The organism is Bacteroides sp. L10-4 (assembly GCF_013373675.1).
Classification (GTDB): domain Bacteria; phylum Bacteroidota; class Bacteroidia; order Bacteroidales; family Bacteroidaceae; genus Bacteroides; species Bacteroides muris.
Map to the genome: position 1 here is coordinate 1 of NZ_JABXJH010000065.1, position 21091 is coordinate 21091.

15 protein-coding genes, 1 rRNA gene and 1 pseudogene are annotated in these 21091 nt (G+C 49.1%); 12 read left to right on the forward strand and 5 right to left on the reverse strand.

The window, feature by feature from the left end:
- From rrf to HU824_RS16740, 10 genes are all read left to right on the forward strand, one after another.
- Window positions 1–81: ribosomal RNA gene (rrf, locus tag HU824_RS16695) — 5S ribosomal RNA — on the forward strand; the annotation flags it as partial.
- Window positions 82–549: 468 nt separating this feature from the next.
- Window positions 550–1140, forward strand: a complete 591-nt coding sequence (locus HU824_RS16700) for a hypothetical protein (RefSeq protein WP_136011261.1) — start codon at window positions 550–552, stop codon at window positions 1138–1140.
- A gap of 16 nt (window positions 1141–1156) precedes the next feature.
- Window positions 1157–1996, forward strand: coding sequence for a DUF2764 domain-containing protein (locus tag HU824_RS16705; protein ID WP_176469441.1), 840 nt, complete (start codon window positions 1157–1159; stop codon window positions 1994–1996).
- Window positions 1997–2015: 19 nt separating this feature from the next.
- Complete coding sequence (locus HU824_RS16710) at window positions 2016–3770, forward strand: V-type ATP synthase subunit A (RefSeq protein WP_136011263.1); 1755 nt, start codon at window positions 2016–2018, stop codon at window positions 3768–3770.
- Between the two features lie 134 nt (window positions 3771–3904).
- On the forward strand, window positions 3905–5230 hold the full coding sequence (locus HU824_RS16715; protein WP_176469442.1) for a V-type ATP synthase subunit B: 1326 nt from the start codon (window positions 3905–3907) through the stop codon (window positions 5228–5230).
- Window positions 5231–5350: 120 nt separating this feature from the next.
- Window positions 5351–5956 carry a V-type ATP synthase subunit D gene (locus HU824_RS16720; protein WP_136011265.1) on the forward strand — a complete coding sequence of 202 codons (606 nt, stop codon included), beginning with the start codon at window positions 5351–5353 and terminating at the stop codon, window positions 5954–5956.
- On the forward strand, window positions 5953–7779 hold the full coding sequence (locus HU824_RS16725) for a V-type ATP synthase subunit I (protein WP_176469443.1): 1827 nt from the start codon (window positions 5953–5955) through the stop codon (window positions 7777–7779). The genes HU824_RS16720 and HU824_RS16725 overlap by 4 nt, the downstream gene beginning before the upstream one ends.
- Window positions 7780–7812: 33 nt before the next feature.
- The gene (locus tag HU824_RS16730) at window positions 7813–8232 is read left to right on the forward strand and encodes an ATPase (protein WP_136011267.1); all 420 of its coding nucleotides are present in this window, start codon (window positions 7813–7815) and stop codon (window positions 8230–8232) included.
- A gap of 297 nt (window positions 8233–8529) precedes the next feature.
- Window positions 8530–10191, forward strand: coding sequence for a glycogen/starch synthase (locus HU824_RS16735; protein WP_176469444.1), 1662 nt, complete (start codon window positions 8530–8532; stop codon window positions 10189–10191).
- A 30-nt stretch (window positions 10192–10221) separates the two neighbouring features.
- Window positions 10222–12786: a glycosyltransferase family 1 protein gene (locus tag HU824_RS16740; protein ID WP_176469445.1), complete on the forward strand. Its 2565-nt coding sequence runs from the start codon at window positions 10222–10224 to the stop codon at window positions 12784–12786.
- A 200-nt stretch (window positions 12787–12986) separates the two neighbouring features.
- Here the strand turns inward: HU824_RS16740 and HU824_RS16745 are convergent, their stop codons facing one another.
- Complete coding sequence (locus tag HU824_RS16745; RefSeq protein ID WP_176469446.1) at window positions 12987–13709, reverse strand: DUF6064 family protein; 723 nt, start codon at window positions 13707–13709, stop codon at window positions 12987–12989.
- 111 nt (window positions 13710–13820) lie between these two features.
- Between HU824_RS16745 and HU824_RS16750 the strand changes: the two genes are divergently transcribed.
- A complete protein-coding gene (locus HU824_RS16750; protein WP_136011271.1) occupies window positions 13821–15167 on the forward strand; it encodes a threonine/serine exporter ThrE family protein in 1347 nt (448 codons plus the stop codon).
- A gap of 51 nt (window positions 15168–15218) precedes the next feature.
- On the opposite strand, the gene nrdG is transcribed toward HU824_RS16750, so the two are convergent.
- On the reverse strand, window positions 15219–15725 hold the full coding sequence (gene nrdG / locus HU824_RS16755) for an anaerobic ribonucleoside-triphosphate reductase activating protein (protein ID WP_136011272.1): 507 nt from the start codon (window positions 15723–15725) through the stop codon (window positions 15219–15221).
- Window positions 15726–15848: 123 nt separating this feature from the next.
- On the reverse strand, window positions 15849–18056 hold the full coding sequence (locus tag HU824_RS16760) for an anaerobic ribonucleoside triphosphate reductase (protein WP_136011273.1): 2208 nt from the start codon (window positions 18054–18056) through the stop codon (window positions 15849–15851).
- Between the two features lie 425 nt (window positions 18057–18481).
- On the opposite strand from HU824_RS16760, the gene HU824_RS16765 reads away from it, so the two are divergent.
- Window positions 18482–19450 carry a cobalamin biosynthesis protein gene (locus HU824_RS16765; RefSeq protein ID WP_176469447.1) on the forward strand — a complete coding sequence of 323 codons (969 nt, stop codon included), beginning with the start codon at window positions 18482–18484 and terminating at the stop codon, window positions 19448–19450.
- An 84-nt stretch (window positions 19451–19534) separates the two neighbouring features.
- Here HU824_RS16765 and HU824_RS16770 read toward each other — a convergent pair whose 3' ends face one another.
- Window positions 19535–20635 carry a TlpA disulfide reductase family protein gene (locus tag HU824_RS16770; protein ID WP_136011275.1) on the reverse strand — a complete coding sequence of 367 codons (1101 nt, stop codon included), beginning with the start codon at window positions 20633–20635 and terminating at the stop codon, window positions 19535–19537.
- A 344-nt stretch (window positions 20636–20979) separates the two neighbouring features.
- Window positions 20980–21091 (reverse strand): annotated as a pseudogene (locus HU824_RS16775) (IS982 family transposase); the annotation flags it as partial.

Below are 21091 nucleotides of genomic sequence, written 5' to 3' on the forward strand. Positions count from 1 at the left end.
CTTCCCATTCCGAACAGAGAAGTTAAGCCCGGTCACGCCGATGGTACTGCGTAACAGTGGGAGAGTAGGTAGTCGCCGTTTTAGAGGAAGCCCCCGAGTCAGAAATGACGAGGGGGCTTTTGCTTTTTCCACATCACACATCACACATCCTTGTCATTGTGCTTTCTTATTGGGGGGCAGTCCGAAAACCCTGTGGGCTTCTCAACAATTAGTATCTGACAGCAAAACGGAGCTATAATCTATCATTTTTCTTCTCTTTGCCATAGGTTCCTTTCGGAGCTTGGGTCTTGGAAAAGAAAAAAGAAAAAAAACTTCCGGAAAAATTTGGAAGTTGTGCTTTAAGAATCTCCGCTTAACTTCTCATTCTTTTGTTATCGTAACAGAACAAAGTTGGTGTAAATGAGTTTTTTTTGGAAAAACGGACACTTTTCTTCCTTTCTTTCTATTCAATATCAAATTGATTTTTGTAATTTTGGCGTGAATCTAATAGAAAGGGAAAAATCACGCAATTAATATTGTAATATAAATCATATAATAACTCCTGCAAATATGGAAAACAAGATTCAAGAGCTGACTGATAAGATTTACCGTGAAGGCGTAGAGAAAGGAAACGAAGAGGCACAGAAACTTATCGCAAAAGCTCAGGAAGAGGCTAAGAGAATTATAGAGGATGCTCGCAAGGAGGCGGATTCTATCGTGGCTACCGCTCATAGGTCTGCCGATGAACTGGCAGAGAATACAAAATCGGAATTGAAGTTGTTTGCCGGTCAGGCTGTGAACGCTCTGAAGTCTGAAATCGCTACTTTGGTGACGGACAACATTGTGAATGCCGATGTAGAGGCATTTGCTGCAAACAAGGATTATCTTAATGCTTTCATTGTTGCATTGGCGTCCAAATGGAGTGTGAACGAACCAATCGTTATCTCCACTGCCGATGCGGAAGGCTTGACGAAATATTTCTCTGCGAAGGCTAGGAATCTGCTGGACAAGGGTGTGAAGATTGAGCAAGTGAATGGTATCAAGACTTTGTTCTCCGTGTCGCCTGCCGATGGTTCGTACAAGGTGAACTTCGGCGAAGAAGAATTTATGAATTACTTCAAGGAATTCCTGCGTCCGCAATTAGTGGAAATGCTGTTCTAAAAACTCCCATAGGATTATGAGTAAATACTATTACTTGGTAGCCGGTTTGCCTGAACTTACTCTGGAAGACAGTAAACTGAGCTATACAGTAGCCGATTTCAAGACGGAACTATATCCTGCCTTGTCGGAAGATGATAAAAAGTTGGTGGATTTGTTTTATCTGAAATTCGACAATGCGAATGTCTTGAAGCTATTGAAGGATAAGGATGCTGCCATCGACCCGCGCGGAAACTATTCGTCAGAGGAACTGGCGGAATATATCTCACGGCTGAAAGATGGCGATGAAGTCTCTGACAGTGTATTTCCATCTTATCTCTCCACGTTCATTTCCGAATACTTCAGCCTGCCTGCCGAGGAAGGTTTCTTGCATGAAGACCGTCTGGCAGCGCTCTATTATGCCTATGCCATGGAATGCGGGAATCAGTTTGTGTCTTCCTGGTTTGGCTTCAATCTCACTATCAATAATATATTGGTGGCACTCACAGCACGTAAGTTCAAGTTGGACATTGCTCCACTGATTGTGGGCGATACGGAAGTGTGCGAAGCTCTGCGTACTTCCAATGCCCGTGACTTCGGTCTGGGTACTGAAGTGGATTATCTGGAGCAGCTGGTGAAAATCAGTGAGACGGAGGAACTGGTAGACCGGGAAAGGAAGCTGGACCAGCTTCGCTGGAACTGGATGGAGGAGGCCACATTCTTCGATTACTTTACCGTGGAGCGTCTGTTTGTCTTCCTGCTGCAGCTGGAGATGATAGAACGGTGGATTACGTTGGATAAAGAGAAGGGTAACCAACTGTTCCGCAGCATTATCGCTGCCTTGAAAGACGAGGTGCAGATACCCGCAGAATTCAGATAAAATAAACAACTAAAAATATATGGCAACAAAAGGAACTGTTAGTGGCGTAATAGCCAATATGGTGACCCTCGTCGTTGATGGACCGGTAGCACAGAATGAGATTTGTTATATCTCGACCGGAGGAGACAAGTTGATGGCGGAGGTGATTAAGGTGGTAGGTACTCAGGTCTACGTGCAGGTATTTGAGAGTACCCGCGGACTGAAAGTGGGGGCCGAAGCCGAGTTTACCGGACATATGCTCGAAGTGACGCTGGGGCCCGGTATGCTTTCGAAGAACTACGACGGTCTGCAAAACGACCTCGATAAGATGGATGGCGTTTTCCTGAAACGCGGGCAGTATACCTATCCGCTGGATAAAGGAAGCAAATGGCACTTTGTGCCTCTGGCAAAGGTGGGCGACCAAGTGGAAGCCGCTGCCTGGCTGGGACAAGTGGACGAGAACTTCCAGCCTCTGAAAATCATGGTGCCTTTCGAACAGAAAGGTGTGTGTACTGTGAAATCCATCGCAAAGGAAGGTGATTACAGCATTGAGGATACCATTGCAGTGCTGACGGATGGCGAAGGCAATGACATTCGGGTGAACATGATACAAAAATGGCCTGTGAAACGCGCCATGACCAATTATAAGGAAAAGCCGCGTCCTTTCAAACTGCTGGAAACCGGTGTGCGCGTAATCGACACAGTGAATCCGATTGTGGAAGGCGGTACGGGCTTTATCCCCGGTCCGTTCGGTACCGGAAAAACGGTGCTCCAGCATGCCATTTCAAAACAAGCGGAGGCAGACATCGTAATCATCGCTGCCTGTGGTGAGCGTGCCAACGAGGTTGTGGAAATCTTTACGGAATTCCCCGAACTGGTTGACCCGCATACGGGACGGAAGCTGATGGAACGTACGATTATCATTGCCAATACTTCGAATATGCCGGTAGCTGCCCGTGAGGCATCTGTCTACACGGCTATGACGATTGCGGAATACTACCGGAGCATGGGATTGAAGGTACTGCTGATGGCGGACTCTACCTCACGTTGGGCGCAGGCATTGCGCGAGATGTCCAACCGTATGGAGGAGTTGCCCGGTCCCGATGCCTTCCCGATGGACTTGTCCTCCATCATCTCCAACTTCTACGGCCGTGCGGGGTATGTGAAACTGAACAACGGCGAGTCCGGTTCCATTACTTTCATCGGTACGGTATCGCCTGCCGGTGGTAACTTGAAGGAGCCGGTAACCGAGAATACGAAGAAGGTGGCGCGTTGCTTCTATGCCCTTGAGCAAGATCGCGCCGACAAGAAGCGTTATCCTGCCGTAAACCCGATTGATTCGTATTCCAAATATATAGAATACCCTGAATTTGAAGAGTATATCACCAAGCACATCAATGGTGAGTGGATTGGCAAGGTGAATGAGATCAAGACCCGTTTGCAGCGTGGTAAGGAGATTGCCGAGCAAATCAACATCTTGGGTGACGACGGTGTGCCTGTAGAATATCACGTGACTTTCTGGAAATCGGAGTTGATTGACTTCGTTATTCTGCAGCAGGATGCCTTTGACGAGATTGATGCTGTGACTCCGATGGAGCGTCAGGAGGAGATTCTGAATATGGTGATAGAAATCTGTCATACTGAATTTGAGTTCGACAACTTCAACGAAGTAATGGATTACTTCAAGAAAATGATTAACATCTGTAAGCAGATGAACTACTCGAAGTTTAAGTCGGAAGAATACGGCAAGTTCCATAAGCAGTTGCAGGAACTGGTTGAGGAACGTAAAGCCTAAGGACGTGCTATCTTGACTGTTCACAATTTGCCATTTGCCTTGCGGATACAGGTGAACGGAGGTTGTAGAATAGGAAAATAGAATGGCGGAGATTTGAATAGTAAATAGTAAATTGCTAAATTGTAAATAAATAGATGGCAACAAAAGCATTTCAAAAAATATATACCAAGATTACTCAGATTACGAAAGCTACGTGTTCGCTGAAGGCAACCGGGGTGGGGTATGACGAGTTGGCGACCGTAAACGGCAAGCTGGCCCAGGTGGTGAAGATTGCCGGTGACGAAGTGACTTTGCAGGTATTTGAGGGTACGGAAGGTATCCCCACCGATGCAGAGGTAGTATTCTTGGGCAAGGCTCCTACGATTAAAGTGAGCGAGCAGCTTGCAGGACGCTTCTTCAACGCCTTTGGCGATCCCATCGACGGTGGTCCGGTGATTGAAGGCGAGGAGGTGGAAATTGGCGGTCCGTCCGTGAATCCGGTGCGCCGTAAACAACCCTCGGAACTGATTGCGACCGGTATTGCAGGCATCGACCTGAACAATACACTGGTGTCCGGACAGAAGATTCCGTTCTTTGCCGACCCCGACCAGCCCTTCAACCAGGTGATGGCGAATGTGGCCCTGCGTGCGGAGACTGACAAGATTATCCTTGGCGGTATGGGTATGACGAACGATGATTACCTCTACTTCAAGAACGTATTCTCCAATGCCGGTGCACTCGACCGTATCGTCAGCTTTATGAATACTACCGAGAATCCTCCGGTAGAGCGTCTGTTGATTCCGGATATGGCACTGACGGCTGCCGAGTATTTTGCTGTGAACAACAATGAAAAGGTGTTGGTGCTGCTGACGGATATGACTTCCTATGCCGATGCACTCGCCATTGTGTCCAACCGTATGGACCAGATTCCTTCGAAGGACTCCATGCCGGGTTCCCTTTACTCGGATTTGGCGAAGATATACGAAAAGGCGGTGCAGTTCCCAAGCGGTGGTTCCATCACGATTATTGCGGTGACGACGTTGTCCGGTGGCGACATTACGCATGCCGTGCCCGACAATACGGGTTATATCACGGAAGGCCAGTTGTTCCTTCGTCGTGACAGCGACATCGGTAAGGTTATCGTTGACCCGTTCCGTTCCTTGTCCCGTCTGAAGCAGCTTGTTACGGGTAAAAAGACGCGCAAGGACCATCCGCAGGTGATGAATGCCGCCGTACGTCTGTATGCCGACGCCGCCAACGCCAAGACCAAGCTTGAAAACGGTTTCGACCTGACGAACTACGACGAACGTACCCTTGCCTTTGCCAAGGACTACTCCAACCAGTTGCTGGCCATCGACGTCAACCTCGATACCACAGAAATGCTCGATGTGGCATGGAGGCTGTTCGGCAAGTATTTCCGTCCGGAAGAAGTCAACATCAAGAAAGAGCTTGTAGACGAATTCTGGCCGAAAGCAAACTAAATAAATGTACGATTGGGCGATTTGCGATTTACGATTGATATTACTGAAATTGCAAATCTGTAAATTAATAAGTTGAGTAACTTCAATCGTCTAATCGTAAATCGTTAAATCGTAAATAAAATGGCTATTAAGTTTCAATATAACAAGACCTCGCTTCAGCAACTCGAGAAGCAACTGAAGGTGCGCGTGCGTACACTCCCCATCATCAAGAATAAGGAGAGCGCCCTGCGTATGGAAGTGAAGCGCTGCAAGGGCGATGCTGCCGCGTTGGACGCGAGGTTGGAAAAGGAAATCCAAGCTTACGAAGCCATGTTCGCCCTTTGGAATGAGTTCGACGCTTCATTGATAAAGGTCAGCGATGTTCATCTCGGTGTGAAGAAGATTGCCGGTGTACGGGTGCCGTTGCTCGAGAATGTGGATTTCGAGATACGCCCCTACAGTTTGTTCAATGCTCCCAAATGGTATGCAGACGGGCTGAACTTGCTTAAGTCGCTGGCACATACCGCCATCGAGCGTGAATTCATTGTTGCCAAGTTGAACTTGTTGGAACATGCGCGTAAGAAGACCACCCAGAAGGTGAATCTTTTTGAGAAAGTACAGATTCCGGGCTATCAAGATGCTCTGCGCAAAATCAAGCGGTTTATGGAAGACGAGGAGAACCTCTCCAAGTCATCGCAGAAAATCATGAAGTCCCATCAGGAGAAAAGGAAGGAGGCAGAGGCATGATTACAAAAATGAAGAAGCTCACGTTCCTTGTGTATCATAAGGAGTACGAAGCGTTTCTGGCACAAATCCGGGAGTTGGGCGTGGTGCACGTCGTGGAAAGGCAGTGCGGCGAGATGGACGACACCTTGCAGCAATTCATGCAGAAGCGTACGCTCTACAAGAATATGCTTCAGAGCATGTATGCCTTGGCGGACAAACGGCCGGAAGAGAAGGTGCATAAAGGGTTGTCGGCCGATGCTTTGGTGAAATCCTACGAGGGTTTGCAGGCACGGATACAAGACCTGAACCAGCAGATTCCCGCCATCGACAAGGATGTGGCACAGATGGAGGCTTGGGGTGATTTCGATTGGAAATCCATCCGCCGGCTGGAAGATGCCGGCTGGCTCGTGCGGTTCTACACCTGCCCGGAGAAAGACTATAACGAAGCGTGGGCAGAGGAATGCAATGCCATCGTGGTGAAAGAGAGCGGCGGACATCTTTATTTTGTGACCGTCACTCCCCAACCGGCAGAACTGGATGTGGAACCGCTCCGCCTGCCCTCACTCAGTCTCTCCGAGCTGATACGGAAGAAGGCCGATACGGAAGAAGCCCTTGTGCAGGCACATGCCGGGCTGAAAGAATTCTGCAAGGCGAATTACTGTACGTTGGAGAAGTACAACCTCCGGCTCCAGGAAGAAATAGACCTGCTGAAAGTCAAGCTGAACAGCGAGCATATGGCAGAAGGTGCCGTAGTGCTGATGGAAGGCTGGATTCCTGAAGACTGCGAGGCAGATGTGAGGAAACTTCTCGATGAAAGCGGCGCTTATTATGAGATAAGGGCTGCCAGGCGCGAGGACAATGCTCCCGTCAAGCTGAAGAACAACGCCTACACCCGCATGTACGAAGTGCTTACCAAAATGTACGGCATGCCCGACTATGCAGAGTTCGACCCGACACCGATACTTGCACCATTCTTCTCGCTCTTCTTTGCATTCTGTATGGGAGACGCGGGCTACGGTCTGGTACTGATTGCGCTTGGATTCATTCTGAAAAAGAAGATGTCCAAGTCCATGAAAGGTATGATGAATCTGGTGATTACGCTGGGTATCTTCACGGCTGTCATCGGTGCCATACTGGGAACTTTCTTCGGTGTAAGCCTCTTCGACCTGGAGATACCTGCCAAACTGAAGGAATTCATGATTGTGGGCAAGATAGGCGAGACTACCTATGACAAGCAAATGCTGCTGGCCCTGATTATCGGTGTGGTACATATCTGCATTGCCATGACGGTGAAGGCCGTGGGGCAGACCGTGCGCTTCGGCTTCAAGGAGTCGCTCAGTGCCTGGGGATGGCTGTTGCTGGTAGTGGGATTCGTTTGTACCGGCGGACTTTCCTTCTTCAAGATTATCTCAGAAGATGTATCCACATGGGCGTTTATCGTGATTGGCGGTGTATCCGCCATCGGCATCTACCTGCTGAACAATATCCATCGGAATGTATTTGTCAACATCGGTGCCGGAGTATGGGATACCTATAACATGGCTACCGGACTGATGGGCGATATACTTTCCTACATCCGTCTCTATGCCCTCGGCCTGGCAGGCGCTATGCTCGGTGGGGTGTTCAATCAGCTTGCCTTCATGGTGAACGATGCGGCAGGTCCGGCTCTGGGATGGCTGTTCTGCGGTCTGATACTGATATTCGGGCATACGCTGAACATTGCCATGTCCTGTCTGAGTGCTTTTGTGCATCCGCTCCGTCTGACATTTGTGGAATACTTCAAGAATTCCGGTTACGAAGGTAAGGGCGAAGCCTATAAACCTTTTACAGTAGTAAAGAAATAAACAAATTGAAAAACAAATAAAAATAGAAACATTATGAATGAAATTTTAGGTTATCTCGGTCTGGGCCTGATGTTGGCCCTTGCAGGAATTGGCAGTTGCTTCGGTACAACAATCGCCGGTAGTGCGGCAGAGGGTGCGTTGAAGAAAGACCCTTCCAAATCAGCAGGTTATATGATTTTGTCGGCCCTTCCGGCTACGCAGGGACTTTACGGTTTCGTGGCTTTCCTGATGTCTATGGGCAGGGATTTTGCTACGGACGGCCCTTTGATGCTGGGTATCGGACTAGGTGTCGGACTGGTATGTCTGTTCTCTGCCATCCGTCAGGGACAGATTTGTGCAAACGGTATCGTGGGTCTCTCTCAGGGACACGACGTGCAGACCAATACAATGATTTACGCCGCACTTCCTGAATTCTATGCCATTTTGGCGCTGGTGGCTGCATTGATGGTATAATCCGGATCAATTAAGAAAATAAGCCCCAGGAATTTACAATTGAAGTTCCTGGGGCTTTTTGTTTCAATTGCTGTAGGCTTCAACTGAAAACTCCAGGGATTCTTTTTTGAACCTCCGGGAATTTTAGGCGAGAAATGCATGGATGGGCGATTCCATGGGGCTTTGTGGCTAAACTATGATATTCCGCAAACGATTGTTTATGCATATTTGATTAGTTTTTTCGATTAAAAGGCTATTTTTCAAAGAATAATACGTACTTTTGCAGCCGTAATTAAGATAAAGAGATTATAACATAATATGACTAAAGAACTACTTACCCCCGATTACATCTTCGAAGCGAGTTGGGAAGTGTGTAATAAAGTAGGCGGTATCTATACGGTTTTGTCTACAAGGGCAAATACTTTACAGACTAAATTTCGCGATAGATTATTCTTTATAGGGCCGGATTTCTGGCAGGGAAAAGAGAACCCTTTGTTCATTGAGTCTGATAACCTTTGTGCAGCGTGGAAAAAACATGCTGCGTTGAAAGACAATCTCTGTGTCCGCGTAGGACGCTGGAACATTCCGGGAGAACCTATTGTTATATTGGTTGATTTCCAACCGTTCTTTGCAGAAAAGAATGAGATCTATGCAGAGATGTGGAACCGCTATCAAGTGGACTCACTGCATGGATATGGCGATTATGATGAAGCATCCATGTTTGCTTTCGCCACCGGAAAGGTGATAGAGAGTTTCTATCGCTATAATCTGACGGAAACGGACAAGGTGGTGTTTCAGGCACACGAGTGGATGACCGGTATGGCCGCCCTCTATCTTCAGTCTGCCGTTCCCGAGATAGGGACTGTCTTCACAACCCATGCCACCTCCATCGGTCGTTCCATAGCGGGCAACAACAAGCCGCTCTACGATTATCTCTTCGCCTACAACGGCGACCAGATGGCGGAGGAATTGAACATGCAGTCCAAGCATTCCATTGAAAAGCAGACGGCCCATTATGTAGACTGCTTCACCACCGTGAGCGAGATTACAAACAACGAATGCAAGGAATTGCTTGACAAGCCTGCGGATGTGGTGCTGATGAACGGTTTTGAAGATGATTTTGTACCGAAAGGTGCCACCTTTACCGGCAAGCGCAAGCGTGCCCGCTCCACCATGCTGCGTGTGGCAAACTGCCTGCTGGGTGAGGACTTGGGTGATGACACGCTGATTATCGGTACCAGCGGACGCTATGAGTTCAAGAACAAGGGTATCGATGTGTTCCTGGAATCATTGAACAGGCTGAACCGCGATAAGGATTTGAAGAAGAAAGTATTGGCGTTTGTCAACGTGCCCGGCTGGGTGGGAGACCCCCGCGAGGACTTGCAGAAGCGCCTGAAGAGCAAAAATAAGTTCACCGAACCGTTGCAGTGCCCTTTCATCACCCACTGGCTGCACAATATGACGCATGACCAGGTGCTGGATATGCTGAAATACCTCGGCATGGGAAATCGCCCCGAAGATAAAGTTAAAGTGATTTTTGTACCTTGCTATCAAGATGGCCACGACGGCATCCTCAACAAGCATTATTATGACCTGATTTTAGGCGAAGACCTCAGTGTCTATCCGTCCTATTACGAACCGTGGGGATATACCCCGCTGGAGAGCGTGGCTTTCCGCGTGCCTACCATCACCACCGATCTTGCCGGTTTCGGGCTTTGGGTGAACAGCCTGAAAAACCAGCATGGCATTGACGACGGAGTGGAGGTGCTGCACCGTTCGGATTACAATTATTCCGAAGTGGCAGACGGCATAAAGGACACCGTAGCCTTGTTCTCGACCAAGACGGAAGCCGAAATCAAGGAAATCCGCAAACGTGCAGGCCAGGTGGCAGAGCAGGCTTTGTGGAAGCATTTTATAAAGTATTATTATGAGGCTTACGACATTGCGCTGCGCAACGCCATGAAGCGTCAATTAAGATAAAGGAATTATTAATCAATTAGTTATCATACAATGAAGATTAAAGTTAGTAATGTAAACACTCCTAACTGGAAAGATGTGAATGTGAAATCGCACATTCCTGCCGAACTGGAGAAACTGTCTGAACTGGCACGTAACATCTGGTGGTCATGGAATTATGAAGCCACCGAACTTTTCAGAGACCTCGACCCTGCCCTCTGGAAAGAAGTGGGACAGAACCCCGTACTTCTGTTGGAGCGCATGAGTTATGCCAAACTGGAAGCGCTTGCCAACGATAAGGTTATTCTGCGCAGAATGGAAGACGTATATTCCAAGTTCCGTACATACATGGATGTGACACCTGACAGCAAGCGTCCGTCTGTTGCCTATTTCAGCATGGAGTATGGTTTGAACCACGTACTTAAGATATATTCCGGTGGTCTGGGCGTACTTGCCGGCGACTACCTGAAAGAGGCTTCCGACAGTAACGTTGACTTGTGTGCAGTCGGTTTCTTGTATCGCTACGGTTACTTTACCCAAACCTTGTCTATGGACGGCCAGCAGATTGCCAACTACGAGGCGCAAAACTTCGGACAACTGCCTATTGATCGTGTATTGGACGAGAAGGGCGAGCAGGTGATAGTGGACGTTCCTTACTTGGACTACTACGTACACGCATACGTGTGGAGAGTAAACGTAGGACGCATCTCCCTCTATCTGCTTGATACTGACAATGAAATGAACAGCGAGTTCGACCGCTCCATCACTCACCAGCTCTATGGCGGCGACTGGGAAAACCGTCTGAAGCAGGAAATCCTGCTCGGTATCGGTGGTATCCTGACGCTGAAGAAGCTGGGCATCAAGAAAGATGTTTATCACTGTAACGAAGGACATGCCGCTTTGATCAACGTACAGCGCATCTGCGACTACGTGGCCGAAGGTCTGACTTACGACCAGGCTATCGAGCTGGTACGTGCTTCTTCGCTCTATACTGTGCATACTCCGGTTCCTGCCGGCCACGACTACTTCGACGAAGGTCTTTTCGGCAAGTACATGGGCGGCTATCCTTCAAGAATGGGTATCAGCTGGGATGACCTGATGGACCTCGGACGCAACAATCCGGGCGACAAGGGCGAACGTTTCTGCATGTCCGTATTCGCCTGCAACACTTCCCAAGAGGTGAACGGTGTGAGCTGGCTGCACGGCAAGGTTTCCCAAGAGATGTTCTCTTCCATCTGGAAGGGCTACTTCCCCGAAGAAAGCCACGTGGGTTACGTTACCAACGGTGTGCACTTCCCCACTTGGAGCGCTACGGAATGGAAGCATCTCTATGCTGCACACTTTGACGAGAACTTCCTCTACGACCAGTCCAATCCTAAGATTTGGGAGGCTATCTATAACGTGTCCGACGAAGAAATCTGGAAGACGCGCATGGTGATGAAGAACAAGCTGATTGACTATGTTCGCAAGCAATACCGTGAAACCTGGTTGAAGAACCAAGGTGACCCTTCACGCATCGTTTCCCTGCTGGACAAAATCAATCCGAATGCCCTGCTGATAGGTTTCGGACGTCGTTTCGCTACCTACAAGCGTGCACACTTGCTGTTTACCGACCTCGACCGTCTGGCCAAGATTGTGAACAATCCCGACTATCCGGTACAGTTCCTCTTCACCGGTAAGGCTCACCCGCACGATGGTGCAGGACAGGGCTTGATTAAGAGAATCATCGAGATTTCCCGCCGTCCGGAGTTCTTGGGCAAGATTATCTTCCTGGAAAATTATGACATGCAGTTGGCACGTCGCCTCGTTTCGGGCGTGGATATCTGGCTGAACACTCCGACGCGTCCGCTCGAAGCATCCGGTACTTCCGGTGAGAAGGCGTTGATGAACGGTGTTGTTAACTTCTCCGTGCTCGACGGCTGGTGGCTCGAAGGCTATCGCGAAGGTGCAGGTTGGGCATTGACCGAAAAGCGTACCTATCAGAATCAGGAACATCAGGACCAGCTCGATGCCGCCACTATCTATAGCATCCTTGAGCAAGAAATTCTGCCGTTGTTCTATGCACGCAACAAGAAGGGATACTCTGAAGGTTGGGTGAAGACTATCAAGAACTCCATTGCACAGATCGCTCCCCACTATACAATGAAGCGCCAGTTGGACGACTACTACGACAAGTTCTACATCAAGGAAGCTAAACGTTTCAAGATGCTGGCTGCCGACGATTATGCCAAGGCCAAGGAAATAGCTGCCTGGAAGGAAGAAGTTGCCGAAAAGTGGGACAGCATTGAAGTTGTGTCTTGCGAAAAGACTGAAGACTTGGTGAAAGGCTCCATCGAAAGCGGTAAGGAGTACATCATTACTTACGTTATCGACGAGAAGGGCTTGAACGACGCCATCGGTCTGGAACTGGTGACTACTTATACGGCTCAGGATGGCAAACAGCACGTTTACTCCGTAGAACCGTTCAATGTAGTGAAGAAAGAAGGCAACCTTTATACTTTCCAAGCCAAGCACAAACTGGAAAATGCGGGTAGCTTCAAGGTTTCTTACCGTATGTTCCCGAAGAATGCAGACCTGCCTCACCGTCAGGACTTCTGCTACGTTCGCTGGTTCGTATAAGAGCATGAAAAGACAGATGATGTGTTTGCGATATGGCCAACACATTATCTGTTCAGATAAGACATATCATATGTATGATGCAGACAGACCATTCGTTTCGGGTAGACGGATGGTCTGTTTTTTGTACGTTCGGCTGGGTATTAGGGGGGTGCAAAGCCCTAATTAGCGGGAATCATACAGCCCATAGCAAGGGTGTCTCTTTATCCTCTCATTCCGTGGATCAGCGTCATGCTGAGCAGCACCCCGACCACTATGCAGATGAGGATAAGGAGCCAGTTCATGAGTCGTGCACCCGGCCTGGTTTCCTTGTGCAAGTTCTGGTCAAAGTAGTTCTTGAAGAACAGATAGATGGCAGGCACGGTGGCGCTTGCCAGCAGCAGGTCTTCGGGAATCTTGTAGATGTAGACTTTGGAAAAGGCGATGAGCGCCCAGTGGCAAAGGAACAGAATGACGAGCAGGTTGACCCTGCGCGAGAAAGCCAGCAGCAGCCCGATGGTGAACGCAGCTACCGAGCAGGGCATCACGGTGGTGGTCATCATGGGAAATTCCATTCCGCGTGCCCACGAAAGGAGCGGATAGAGGAAAGGCATCGCATAGAGTATCCCCACCAGTACCTTGTATTTCGGATTGCGCTCGAACGGAGTGTAATCGGTAAACAAGTCCCATAGCCACAGCAGTGCAATCACTCCCCAGAAGATGGCGAGTATATGGTGGTGTCCGCGCGCTCCGCAATACATCATGTAGTACACGATGGATATCCACCCGTTCAGAAATACCATGTAGATTTTGAGGGCTCGTTTTGCCCATAAGGTCGGTTTCCGGTAGAGCCGCGTGGCGAGCAGGATGCCTGCTGCGGTGATGAGGAGCTGTGCCCACCAGGTGGCCTCGTTGTATTGTGCGATAGTATTCCAGAATATTTCCATTTGTGCCTATTAAAAAACGGTTGCAAAGGTAGAACTTTCTATCGTAAGAATAAAATAGTTTTCTACATTTTCCTTATCTTTGTGCCTCCAGAAAAATAGGTAAAAAGATTTATGGATAAGACTTTGACTGAACAAGAGATTGCCCTGCTACGCAGAAAACTCGACTTATTGCTTCGTACCGGACAGCTGCTGGTGGAGAGTGCGGCTGATACAAACCGTGTTGTCCGTAACCTGAACCGTGTTGCCGCCTATCTGGGGCTGCCGGAAGAAAAACTTCACATCGACGTAAGTTATACCATGCTGGTAGTGAATGTGAGCGACGGCCTGCATTCGTTCTCCAAATTCCAGAAATGCGAGAAGCATGGCATCAACATGACTGCCATTTCCGAAATCAGCAAACTGTCTTGGCGGGCCATTGAGAATGACTACTCCCTCGACCGGTATGAGGAGGAACTGGAAAGAATCAAAACCAAGAAGCGGAACTATGTGCCATACGTTGTTGCCATCGGTGCCGGCTTTGCCTGCGGAGGCTTCTGCAAACTGTTCGGTGGTGACTGGATGGCGTTTCTGTTTGCCTCCATTTGCGCTTTTGCCGGTTTTCGCGTCCGCGTCCGTTGTATGGAGTTCGGCATCAATCACTATATGAGCATTGCCATTGCCGCATTGATTGCTACCTGCCTGGCCTATGTGTCTTCTTTTGCCGGACTCTCGGAAACTCCCTATCATCCGTTGTTGGCGTGTGCACTGTTCATCGTTCCGGGTGTACCGTTGATAAACTTTGTGGATGATATGATTGACAATTATATTCAGGTGGGCATTGTGCGGGCTGTGAATACGGTGCTGATGGTCTGTGCAATGGCCTTCGGCATTGTGATAGCCATGCGCCTGCTGACGATGGAGGATGTCGTGATTGACAAGAAGTTCAGCGAATTGAGTATGGTGCCTCATGACAGTTATCTGGTGTATGCCATTGCGGCGGCCATATCTGCCATGGGATTTTCCATGATATTCAATATACAGCGGCGCTTGTTGTGGGTTGTTGCGGTGGGCGGTATCATTGCCGTTTGTACGCGTAATTTTGTCAATTTCGAATTGGGTTACGGACCGGTGGTAGGTTCGTTCATGGGCAGCATGGTTGTCAGCCTGATAGCCGTGAAGGCAGTGCATTGGTTTCATGTTCCCAATCATGTGCTGACGATTCCTTCCGTCATCCCGATGATTCCGGGAGTGCTGATGTATCGTGCGCTTTTCGGACTTATCAATATGCACGGCGTGGTGGGCGAGGTGACGGCGGTTGTTTCCAACGGCATCACGGCTTCACTGATTATTCTCTGTATAGCGTTGGGCGTGGCAGTACCCAATATCTTTGCTCGCCGGTATATCGCCAAGGATAGGCAGCGTTTTCTTCAGAAGGAGTTGCAGAAGCGCAGGGAAAGAGGAAAATTTATAGAATGGTGATACAGGTACCCCGTCATTCGGAGCGAAGCGAAGGATGACGGGATACTTATTTTAAATCCCCTTTTTGGGATTATAGTGATAAATTACGGTTTCTCCCTTTCGCAGGGATGTTTGCACGTCAATAAGACGTTGGTTGCGGCTTCCCCGGAAATAGAGCTCCTTATCCTGCAGCTCTTTCTTGAATTTGCCGTCCACCAGTACGTCGATGTATTCCAGCAGTTGGGCTTGGTGCGGGTTGCACAGTAGCTTTTCAAAAGTGTAGCCCGTATAGCACCAGATGTTTTTCCGGCTCCGCTCCTTGATGGCATGCGCCAGTCGGGTGAATCCTTCCGACTGGAACATCGGGTCTCCGCCGCTGAAGGTGACATCTGCAAACGGGTCGGCAAGTATCTTTTCCAGAATTTCTTCTGTACTCATCCAGTGTCCGTGGTTGATGTCCCACGACTCCGGATTGTGGCAACCGGGACAAGCGTTAGGGCATCCGGCAGCGTAGATGGCAGTCCGGAAGCCCGGACCGTCTACTGTGGTATCTTCTAAAATGTCGAGAATGGAAAGCACAAGTAGGGAATTAAAAATTAGAAATTAGAAATTGAACATCGTAGGAGCGAAGCTGAACATTCATGATTAAACATTAAAAATGAAGGGCCGCTTAGCACTGCGCAGCCCTTTAATTTTTCATTTTCAATTATGAACGACCCTGTCGTTCAACTCTGCCAGCTTGGCATTGTTCCAGCGGTCGGTTGTCCCCACCAGGTAGCCGGTGATGCGTTGCAGCTTGTCGATATGCTTGCTGCCGCACTTCGGACATGCTTCCAGGTTTGGAGTGGAGTTTTCGTGGCCGCATTCTAGGCAGCGATTCCGGTTGTGGTTTACCGAACCGTAGCCGATGTTGTATCGGTCCATCATGTCCACTACACGCATGATGACTTCCGGATTGTGGGTGGCATCACCGTCTATCTCTACATAGAAGATGTGGCCGCCGCGGGTCAGCTCATGATAAGGAGCCTCCACTTCCGCTTTGTGGCGGGCGCTGCATTTGTAGTACACGGGCACGTGGTTGGAGTTGGTGTAGTAGTTGCGGTCCGTAATGCCCGGCAGCGTGCCGAATTCCTTACGGTCTATGCGGGTGAACTTGCCCGACAAGCCTTCGGCAGGAGTGGCAAGCACGCTGTAGTTATGCTGGTATTGGTCGGAGAACTGGTTGGCGCGGTCGCGCATGTAGGTCACTATTTTCAGTCCCAGCTCCTGGGCTTCATCAGATTCTCCGTGATGTTTTCCGAGTAGTGCCACAAGACATTCGGCCAACCCGATGAAGCCGATTCCCAATGTTCCCTGGTTGATGACGGAGGCAATCGTATCGTTCGGTTTCAACTTCTCGCAGCCTATCCACAAGGCGGACATCAGTAGCGGGAACTGCTTGGCGAAGGCAGTCTTCTGGAACTCCATGCGTTCGTGCAACTGGCGTGCGGTCACCTCAAGCATGGCATCCAACTTGGCAAAGAATCGGGCGATACGCTGTTCCTTGTCTTTTATGTTCATGCACTCGATACCCAGACGGACGATATTGATGGTAGAGAAAGAGATGTTTCCACGCCCGATGGAGGTTTTCGGTCCGAAGCGGTTTTCGAATACGCGGGTGCGGCATCCCATGGTGGCAACTTCGTGCAGGTAGCGTTTCGGGTCATCGGCTTTCCACTCCTTGCTTTGATTGAAGGTGGCGTCCAGGTTCAGGAAGTTAGGGAAGAAACGTCGTGCCGTCACCTTGCAGGCCAGCTGGTAGAGGTCGTAGTTGCGGTCTTCCGGCAGATAGCTCACGCCCCGTTTCTTTTTCCATATCTGGATGGGGAAGATGGCGGTTTCTCCGTTTCCTACTCCTTGATAGGTGCTTTTCAGCAGTTCGCGGATGATGCAGCGACCCTCGGCGGAGGTGTCTGTTCCGTAGTTGATGGAGCTGAACACCACTTGGTTGCCGCCGCGTGAGTGGATGGTGTTCATGTTATGGATAAATGCCTCCATGGACTGGTGTACGCGCGATACGGTCTTGTTGATGGCATGCTGCACGATACGGTCTTCACCCGTCAGCCCGTCCAACGGCTGCAGCAGATAGTCGGCCAGTTCCTTCTGATAGAGATGGGAGTAATCTTTCCCGTTCAGTTCTTCCAGGTTCTTTACTTCCTCGATGAAACTGTTGCGCACGTAGGGGGCAAGGTAGAAATCGAATGCAGGGATGGCTTGTCCGCCGTGCATCTCGTTCTGGGCTGTTTCCAGCGAGATACATCCCAGGATACTGGCAGTTTCGATGCGCTTGGCCGGGCGAGACTCGCCGTGTCCGGCAGAGAAACCGTATTTCAGAATATGGTCCAGCGGATGCTGCACGCATGTCAGGCTCTTGGTGGGATAATAATCCTTGTCATGGATGTGCAGATAGTTCTGGGTGACGGCGTTCAGCACTTCCTCACTCAGCAGATAGTCGTCCACAAAAGGTTTGGTGGTTTCGCTGGCAAACTTCATCATCATGCCCGCCGGGGTATCGGCATTCATGTTGGCGTTTTCGCGTGTGATGTCGTTGGACTTGATGTTGATGATTTCCAGAAACATGTCGCGCGTCTTTGCCTTGCGGGCAATGCTTCGCTGGTTGCGGTAGGTGATGTACTTCTGGGCTACGTCCTTGCGGCTGCTCTTCATCAGTTCCACTTCCACCAAATCCTGAATGGCTTCCACCGTCATCTGCGAATCTCCCTTGAAAGAGATGCGGTCAGTAATCTGGTGTATCAGTTGCAGGTCTTCCCCCTTGTCTGTATGCAACATGGCTTTCCGGATGGCGGTGGCTATTTTTTCTTCGTTGAATCCGACGACGCGTCCGTCGCGTTTGAGTACTGTTTGTATCATAACCTTTTATGCTTGAATGTGACTATATCTTTAAGTTCAATTGCGGGAACAAAGGTATTACAGTTATTGATAGGATTTGCTTTTTGGAAAACTTTTTGTGATTTAAAAAGTGTTAACCTTCTGATAATTAATAGTGTTGCAATGAGAAGTGGAAAACTTTCAATGGGAAATGATTTTTAAAGTTGTTCGTTGCCGGCTATTGCTGCATGCGTATACAACATCTGATTCCGAAGTGTCAAATGAAAATAAATCTTTGGGGCGGATTGTGAATTCTCGGATTCTTTAATTATATTTGCAATAAATTGGTTTATGTAAGTTTTTTAGTCCTTGATAATACTTCTTGTTGCCATTCGATTGTATCGCTTTGCTGCTCATCGTATCGGGGCAAAAGTGTCGTTATCATAATAATCAAAGAAAGGATGAACATGGCAAATGTATTTCCTCCGTTTAAAGTTGATATAGCCGGGGCTTTTTGCGTACCTCGTGCATTGAAGGATGCCCGCGAGCAATATCAGAACGGGCAGGTGAGCCGGCAGGACTTGCGGGCAGTTGAAGATGCGGAAGTGCGCAATCTTGTGGAACGGCTGAAACAGGGAGGCATGAAGGTGGTTTCCGACGGTGGTTTCCGAAGTCGTGATTTTTTAGAAAGCTGGGAGGGTATCCGTTTCAAAGACGGCCGGCCTTTCTCCGAACACTCTCCTTTGGAGATTACAGGACGCCTCGGCTTGCTACGGCGGCATCCTGTTCTGGAAGAATTCGCATTTCTTGATTCCATTGCGGGCGGGGAGGTGATGAAGAAACAGCATATCCCTTCGCCGGCAGAGCTCTTCACTCAGATTATCCAACGCGTGAAGCGGAATCAGATAGAAAACGTTTACTCCGACGTCCGGCTGCTGACGGATGATATTGCTTCCAGCTACAAATCTTTGCTTACCCAACTCTATGATGCAGGTTGCCGCTACGTCCAGTTCGACGGGGTGCATTCGGTAATAATGGAAGATACTGTCCGGCTGAATAACCGTGTCTTGCGCGAACGCCCTGCAGGGATGTATGTCGCATTCCATGCACCTACGGATATGCTGGTGCAGCTGCATGGGGCCGATGCCTATTTCCTGAATTACGACTGTGGCGCGTGCGACCGCAACCGTCTGCTTTGGTTTATACACGAGAAAGAGGCGGTGTTCGGTTTCGTGCTGTCCCATTATCCCCACGAAGATGAACTGGATGAATTGCAGGCGAAGACCGAGAGTGTGTTGAATTATATTCCCTTGAAACGTTTCACTTTGTGCCTGCCGGATGCGAATGCGCTTCTTTCCCCTTCAGGGGCCGATGAGGAAAAACAGTGGGAGACTGTGCGGCTGGGGATGGAAATGGCAGCACGCATCTTCTCTTGAAAATAACATATTTCGTTGACTGAAATGCGGCATTCCGGTTGACGGAGTGCCGCACTTCTCTTTTAGTTTCCGGTGTGTCCGGTTTTATTGTTTGACGGCTTCGGCTATCTTTTCCTGAAGTTCGTCACCGTGCAGTCCGCGTGCAAGGATTGTTCCTTCGCCGTCAATCAACACAGTGTGGGGGATGCTGCTTACAGCATAAAGCTGTGCGCCTTCGCAGTTCCAGTATTTCAGGTCGGACATTTGCGGCCAAGTGATGCCCAGCTTCTTGATGGCTTCTTTCCATGCGTCAGCACTCTGGTCCAGAGATACGCCTACGATTTCGAAGTTTTTGTTCTTGTATTTGGCGTAAGCTTCCACCAGATTGGGCATCTCGCGGCGGCAGGGGCCGCACCAGCTTGCCCAGAAGTCAACGAGGACTACTTTGCCTTTGCCTACATAGTCGGACAGCTTCACGGTTTTTCCTTCCGGGGTCTGCATCTCGAAGTCTGTAAACTTCTGGCCTACGGCAGTGGCTTTCATCTTTTCGACGTTGTTCTTTATCTTGACGATGGCTTCGTCGTTGTCGTAAGCAGCAGGGATTTGGGGCATCAGCGGGTCGAGGTCTGCCACATCCATGTAGTAGTAGTTCTGTTTCAGCAGGAGTACACCGACCGGATTGGCGATGTTCTTGTTGATGCCGGCTTTGATGGCAGATATCATGCTGTTCTCCAAATCTTTCATCTCTTTGCCTTTGGCTTCGCGCTGTTCGGCGGTCAGTGTGGTGTCCGACATGGATTCGTAGATGTTCATCATCTGTTTGTTCAGGCCGTTGATTTGGGTTTTGATTTCCTGGTAGGCATCATTGTTGGCAGTACCGGTGGCGGAGTTGTTCTCCTGCGACAGGTTGATTTTGATTTTGCCGTTTTCCAGGAAGAAGTCGATGGCTGCGCCGTCTTTTCCTGCAGCTTTGTAAGAGATGTAGCGGTTGACAGCGGTATCTTGCGTGCCCTTGAAGGTGAATGTACCACCTTTGATGACAGCAGAGTCCAATTTGACGAATTGGCGTCCTTTCACGGTTTCCAGATATACGGTGTCGCCGTCGGCTGCACCCTCTACAGTTCCGGTTACGGTGTAACCGTTGTTTCCACTGTTACAAGCTGTACATACAGCGGCTACAGCGAGCAGATAAGTAAACTTTTTCATTGCTTGTTTTTTTAATGAATGATTATATCTGCAAATATACGAAGAATTCGTGAGATTCAGGCAGATTTTGGTGGAATAAAGTAAGTGGTTGGAGACTAAAGGAATTGGGTGTTGAATGACTGTATTCTTCCTTTCTCCAAAAAAGCGGGATATTGAGAGGTTATGAGGTAATTTTGCTACCTATCCGTTGCCTTTTTTAGTGTCAATCCGGTGGTGAAAACGTAACGGAATCCACCCTGATTTTGCTTCTGCCATCTCAAAGAACCCTTGTTTGCGAGAGCGAAGATACGCATAATTTTCCGTGTATCGGGTAAATATGCCTATTGTTCTACCTGTTGGTTGAATTAAATTAGAGAATATTTTATCCGCCCAATCGGATGATGATTAACGAAATTGACATATTGCATGAACGTCATTGCTGCTATTTTGCCTGCTATGCGGGTGAAAAGACCGCAG